The sequence below is a fragment of the Mesorhizobium sp. M7A.F.Ca.CA.002.05.1.1 genome (assembly GCF_003998335.1).
In the GTDB taxonomy this organism is placed as follows: Bacteria; Pseudomonadota; Alphaproteobacteria; order Rhizobiales; family Rhizobiaceae; genus Mesorhizobium.
This window is the reverse complement of record NZ_RZQI01000419.1, coordinates 1-5,062: the sequence shown is the minus strand read 5'-3', so window position 1 is coordinate 5,062 and position 5,062 is coordinate 1. Positions and strand designations below refer to the sequence as shown.

Below are 5,062 nucleotides of genomic sequence, written 5' to 3'. Positions count from 1 at the left end.
GCCTTTCGATCTCCTCAATCGTCATCGCCGCCTCGTCCCTGGAGCAGACCGCCTTCAATGAGACGTTCGAGATGATGGATATCGAAGCCGCCGGCAGCGAAGCCGGGCTCGTCCATCAGGAGGCCGTGCAGCGGCGCGTTGGTGGCGATGCCGACAGCCTCCATCTCGCCCAGCGCGCCGCTCATGCGCCGGATCGCCTCGGCTCGCGTCACGCCATGCGCCAGCAGCTTGGCCACCAATGAATCGTAGTGCGGCGGGACGGTGTAGCCGGAGTAGAGATGCGATTCGACGCGGATTCCGGGACCTCCGGGCGGCGTCCAGCGCTCGACCCGGCCCGGATGCGGGCGAAAGCTGTATGGATCTTCAGCGTTGATGCGGCATTCGACGGCGTGGCCCTGGATGCGGATGTCTTCCTGGCTGAACGACAGGGGTTCGCCCCGGGCGATGCGGATCTGCTCGCGCACGATATCGATGCCGGTGACAAGTTCCGTGACGGGATGCTCCACCTGCACGCGGGTGTTCATCTCGATGAAAGAGAAGCGCCCGTCCTCGTAGAGGAATTCGAATGTGCCCGCGCCTGTATAGCCGATGGTCAGGCATGCCTGGGCACACAGCTCGCCGATCTCGGCAACCGCCTCGCGGGCGATGCCGGGCGCCGGCGCCTCCTCGATGATCTTCTGGTGGCGGCGCTGCATGGAGCAATCCCGCTCGCCGAGCCAGACCGCCCTGCCATGCTTGTCCGCCAGAATCTGGATCTCGATATGGCGCGGATGCTCGAGGAATTTTTCCAGATAGACTTGCGGGTTGCCGAACGCCCGGTCCGCCTCTTTCACCGCCATTGAAACGGCTTCCATCAGGGCGTGCTGCTCGCGCACGATGCGCATGCCGCGCCCGCCGCCGCCGCCCGCTGCCTTGACGATGACCGGATAGCCGATGGCCTCGGCAATGGCGCGCACTGCCTGCTCGTCCTGCGGCAGCGCACCCTCCGACCCTGCAACGCAGGGAACGCCGGCGGCGATCATCGTGCGCTTGGCGGAGACCTTGTCGCCCATGGTGCGGATCGCCGCCGCGGACGGCCCGATGAAGATGAGACCGGCATTCTCAACAGCCTCGGCGAAGGCGGCGTTTTCCGAGAGGAAACCATAGCCCGGATGGATCGCGCCGGCGCCGGTAAGTTGCGCGGCCGCGATGATCTCGGCGATGTTGAGATAGCTCTCCGTCGCGGCCGCCGGTCCGATGCAGATCGCCCTGTCCGCCAGCGCGACATGTCGAAGGCTCGCATCCGCTTCCGAGTGCGCCGCCACCGTCTTCAATCCGAGGTCGCGGCAGGCGCGCAGGATGCGCAGCGCGATTTCACCACGATTGGCGATAAGGACGGTGTCGAACATCGCCTCAGCCCAAATCTTCGAGAACGAACAGCACATCGCCGGACTGCACCGCGGCATGGTCGTCGAACGCGATCTGGACGATCCGCCCAGCGCGATCGGATTCCACGACATTGAACGTCTTCATGGCTTCGAGGACACCAACCTTCTGCCCTTCCACGACCATATCGCCAACCGAAGCGAGCGGCGGTTCACCTTCGGTGCCGGAGCGGTAGAACACGCCCGTCAGCGGCGCGCGGATCGAATAGCGTGCGATGGGCGGAGATGTCGAAGCCGGATTTGTGAAGACGGCAGGGACGGCGGCTGGCCCCGACTGCGACGCAGATTGCGCTTGCGACGCGGATTGCGCCGGCGCCATCTGCCTGGACATGCGGATGCGAACGCCATTGCGCTCGATCTCCAGTTCGGCAATGGGCGAACGCGAGACAAATTCGATCAGCTTCTGGACGAAGTCGAGATCCATCGCCGACCCTATCGCAGCGCTTCGACAGCCTTGGCGATTCGCCCGATCGCTTTTTCGATCAGATCCATCGACGTGGCTATGGAAATGCGGAAATGCGGCGACAGCCCGTAGGCAGAGCCCTGCACCACCGCGACCCGCGCCTGATCGAGCAGGTAAAGCGAGAAATCATCGTCGCTGCCGATGGGAGTGCCGTCGGGGCGACGACGGCCGATCAGGGCCGAGCAATTGGGATAGAGATAGAAGGCGCCCTCGGGCGTCTGGCAGGTAAGGCCGGGAATCTTGCGCAGCAGCTCCAGAGCGCGGTCGCGCCGAGCCTGGAATTCGAGCGCCCGAGGGCGAAGAAAGTCCTGGGGACCTTCCAGTGCGGCAATGGTCGCGGCCTGCGAGATGGATGACGGGTTCGACGTGCTTTGGCTCTGCACGGTGGCCATGGCGCGGATCAGCGGTTCCGGCCCGCCGGCATAGCCGATCCGCCAGCCGGTCATGGCATAGGCCTTCGACACGCCATTCACTGTCAGCGTACGGTCCTTCAGCCTCGGCTCGACGCCGGCGATGGTATGGAAGGTACGTCCATCGAACAGGATATGCTCGTAGATGTCGTCGGTCAGAACGTGCACATGCGGGTGATCGAGCAACACCCCGGCCAGGCCGGCAAGTTCGTCGGGGCTGTAGACGGCGCCAGTCGGATTGGAAGGCGTGTTGAGCAGCAGCCATTTGGTGCGCCCGGTGATCGCGGCTCGCAGGGCTTGCGGTGTCAGTTTGAAGCCCTGCGCCTCCGTGCAAGGAACGACCACGGGCTTGCCTTCGCCGAGCAGGACGATGTCGGTGTAGGAAACCCAATAGGGCGCGGGGACGACCACCTCGTCACCGGGGGCCAGCGTTGCCAGCAGGGCGTTGTAGATGATCTGCTTTGCGCCACCCGCGACGCTGATTTGCGAAGGCTTGTAATCGAGGCCGTTCTCGCGCCTGAATTTCCCGGCCACCGCCTTCTTCAGCGCGGCGGTGCCGTCGACCGCCGTATAGCGCGTTTCACCCCTGCGCATCGCCTCGTAGGCCGCCTCGACGATGTGCGGAGGCGTTGGAAAATCCGGCTCGCCGGCGCTCAGGCTGATGACGTCGATGCCGGCCGAGCGCATTTCGATTGCCCGCGCGGTGACCGCCATGCTGGGGCTTGGCTTGATGACGTCAAGACGGGGAGCGATGAGGCCCACGGGAAATCCTCGTCATGGCTGCCGCGACGTTGCCGGGCAGGTGATATCTGGTGAAAATTGGATAATGTATTCTGATTTTCGCGTCAAACCCCTTTTTCTGCATCGAAGACCGGGTTATGTCTCATTCCAGTGGTGGGTCGATAGAGGAAAGTATCCAATCCTTCATCGCCGCGTATGACATTCGAGATAGGGAACACGATTGGAATGGGCACGAACTATGATGTGGTGATCGTCGGCGGCGGCGTTGTCGGCAGCTCGATCGCCTATTTCCTGTCAGCCAATCCGGATTTCGATGGCAGTATTGCGGTGATCGAGCGGGACCCCTACTACACGGCCTCCTCGTCTTCCTTGTCGACCAGCGCCATCCGCCAGCAGTTCGGCACGGCGCCCAACATTGCCATGTCGAAGTTCAGCATCGACTTCCTGCGCCAGGTAAAGACGCGGCTTGCCATCGGCGACGAGTTGGCCGACATCGGCCTGCATGAGCCCGGTTACCTCGTGCTGGCGACACCCGAGCGGGCAGACGCGCAGCGTGCCAAGAACCGCGTTCAGCGCGGCATGGGCGTCGACGCCGAACTGATCGAGCAGGTCGATCTGGCACGACGCTTCCCGTGGCTCAACACGGACGATCTCGCCCTTGGCTCGCTCGGCCTTGGCAGCGAAGGCTGGTTCGACGGCCCCGGCCTGATGCAGGCCTTTCGCCGCAAGGCGCGCACGCAGGGCGTGGACTATCTTGCCGCGACGGTGACCGGACTGACCATGGCGTCTCCCCAAAAGGTCGGCGAAGTGGTGCTCGACAATGGCGACCGGCTTGCCGCCGGCACGGTGATCAACGCGGCCGGACCGTGGAGCGCGGGCATCGCCAGGATGGCCGGCGCCGAACTGCCGGTTGTCCCGAGCAAGCGCTGCGTCTTCGTCTTCGAAACGCCGGCAACGATCGAAAACTGCCCCTTCGTCTTCGACACGAGCGGCTTCTGGCTGCGGCCGGAAGGCCAGCTCTTCCTGTGCGGTATTCCGCCGGTGCGCGAGAACGAGCCGGACGATTTTGGCCTGGATGTGGATTACGACCTGTTCGACGAGTTGATCTGGCCGGCGCTCGCCCATCGCGTGCCCGGGTTTGAGCAATTGCGCATGCTGCGCGCCTGGGCGGGGCTCTACGAATACAACACCTTCGACCACAGCGGCATCATCGGCCGGCATCCCGAGGTTTCGAACTTTGTCCTGGCTACCGGCTTCAGCGGCCACGGCATGATGCATGCAGCGGCGACCGGGTCGGGCGTCAGTGATCTCATTGCCTATGGCGAGTACCGCTCTGTCGACCTGTCGGCCTTCCGCTACGAACGGATCGCTGGCAATCAACCTATCGAGGAACATGTCTACTGAAGCGAAACGGGCGACATGGCATCGCGGTGACAACGGTGCTATGCGTCCACTTCTTCAATCAACACGGCGCCAGTCAACAAACACGGCGGCCGCCTCAGGCTGATTCATGCTCGTACAGAAGAAAACCATCTCGACCCAGGTCGCCGATGCCATCAGGCAGAAGATCCTGATCGGCGAATACGAGGCCAACTTTCAGCTGCGGCAGGAGCATCTGGCCACCGAGTTCGGCGTCAGCCGAATTCCGGTGCGAGAGGCGCTGCATCAGCTTCATTCGGAAGGCTTCGTCACGCTGGTTTCCCACAAGGGCGCCGTCGTCACCTCCATTTCCCTGGACGAGATCCTCGAGCTCTACGAATTGCGGGCCCGGATCGAAACATGGCTACTGGCCCTCGCCATTCCAAGGATGACGGAGGCCGACCTCGCGCTGGCCCGCGAGCGTGCAAAGCAGCACCAGGAGCAGGGCAAGACCGGCGAGTATTCGAACCAGCTCAACTGGAACTTCCACGCCGCGCTCTACGCGCCGTCCGGCCGCAAGGCGACGATCGAACTGGTCGGGCGCATCTATCAGCAGCTGGAACGCTACACGCGCATGATGGTGACGCTCACCGAGATCCAGGCAC

The 5,062-nt window shown here is 63.6% G+C and carries 5 protein-coding genes; 2 read left to right on the top strand and 3 right to left on the bottom strand.

The window, feature by feature from the left end:
- Nucleotides 1-14: 14 nt before the first annotated feature.
- From accC to EN939_RS20355, 3 genes are read right to left on the bottom strand one after another with little or no spacing between them, the layout of a single operon-like run.
- Nucleotides 15-1,388 carry an acetyl-CoA carboxylase biotin carboxylase subunit gene (accC, locus tag EN939_RS20365; RefSeq protein WP_127269420.1) on the bottom strand — a complete coding sequence of 458 codons (1,374 nt, stop codon included), beginning with the start codon at nucleotides 1,386-1,388 and terminating at the stop codon, nucleotides 15-17.
- A gap of 4 nt (nucleotides 1,389-1,392) precedes the next feature.
- Complete coding sequence (locus tag EN939_RS20360) at nucleotides 1,393-1,848, bottom strand: acetyl-CoA carboxylase biotin carboxyl carrier protein (RefSeq protein WP_127269419.1); 456 nt, start codon at nucleotides 1,846-1,848, stop codon at nucleotides 1,393-1,395.
- An 8-nt stretch (nucleotides 1,849-1,856) separates the two neighbouring features.
- A complete protein-coding gene (locus EN939_RS20355; protein ID WP_127269418.1) occupies nucleotides 1,857-3,059 on the bottom strand; it encodes a pyridoxal phosphate-dependent aminotransferase in 1,203 nt (400 codons plus the stop codon).
- A 204-nt stretch (nucleotides 3,060-3,263) separates the two neighbouring features.
- Here EN939_RS20355 and EN939_RS20350 point away from each other — a divergent pair, with 204 nt between their 5' ends.
- Entirely contained in the window at nucleotides 3,264-4,442 is a 1,179-nt protein-coding gene (locus EN939_RS20350; RefSeq protein ID WP_127269417.1) for an NAD(P)/FAD-dependent oxidoreductase, read from the top strand.
- A 106-nt stretch (nucleotides 4,443-4,548) separates the two neighbouring features.
- Nucleotides 4,549-5,062, top strand: a 514-nt coding sequence (locus tag EN939_RS20345) for a GntR family transcriptional regulator (protein WP_164751105.1), incomplete at its 3' end; no start/stop codon positions are given.

What these genes read in the sequence shown, in the direction of transcription:
- EN939_RS20360 (WP_127269419.1), bottom strand. Translation starts at nt 1,848, where the DNA reads ATGGATCTCGACTTCGTCCAGAAGCTGATCGAATTTGTCTCGCGTTCG.
- accC (WP_127269420.1), bottom strand. Translation starts at nt 1,388, where the DNA reads ATGTTCGACACCGTCCTTATCGCCAATCGTGGTGAAATCGCGCTGCGC.
- EN939_RS20350 (WP_127269417.1), top strand. Translation starts at nt 3,264, where the DNA reads ATGGGCACGAACTATGATGTGGTGATCGTCGGCGGCGGCGTTGTCGGC.